General features: G+C 26.9%; 1 protein-coding gene. It reads left to right on the forward strand.

Annotated features, from left to right (window positions below):
• A partial coding sequence (locus L21TH_RS14500) for a general transcription factor IIH subunit 2 family protein (RefSeq protein ID WP_034429456.1) occupies positions 1 to 699 on the forward strand: 699 nt, incomplete at both ends.

Raw genomic sequence — 699 nt, forward strand, 5'->3', positions numbered from 1 at the left:
AAGAAAAATAAACCAGTTAATAAACCTTACACAAGTTTTAAAGTTGATGAAAAATTACCAATAGTTGACGAACCTACTTCTCTAGATTATAAACAATTATTACAAGATTATGAACTAAATCATGGTAAACCTCTTAAATCAGTTAATCGTAGAAAAAATTCAACAGAACCAAAAGTTGATAATTGTCCTCATTGTAATGCTCCTAGAGAATATATCTACGACAATAATGGTTCAAAGGGTCAATACTTATGTAAAGTATGTGGTAATACATTTACAAAGAATAAATCTAAAAATACTCTATTATATAAATGTCCATATTGTAATCGTGCTTTAGATAAAGTTAAAACTAGAAGCAACTTTAGCATTTACAAATGTAGAAACAACAATTGTAGTTTTTATCAAAATAATCTAAATTCATTATCTAAAGAAGAAAAACAAGAATATAAAGATAACCCTGGTAATTTTAAGCTTCATTATATCTACAGAGATTTTAATTTTACTTTAAAAAATCTCAAATCAAATACTCCTAATAGACCTAAGGTTGACCTAGCACGAGCTCATAACTCATTGCATACCATAGGATACATTTTAACCTTTTATGTGAATTATGGTCTTTCATCTAGAGTTGTGTCTAGAATAATGAATGATATCTTTAATATAAAAGTATCTCATCAAACAGTCATTAATTATGCTCAGGCT

Source organism: Caldisalinibacter kiritimatiensis (assembly GCF_000387765.1).
In the GTDB taxonomy this organism is placed as follows: Bacteria; Bacillota; Clostridia; order Tissierellales; family Caldisalinibacteraceae; genus Caldisalinibacter; species Caldisalinibacter kiritimatiensis.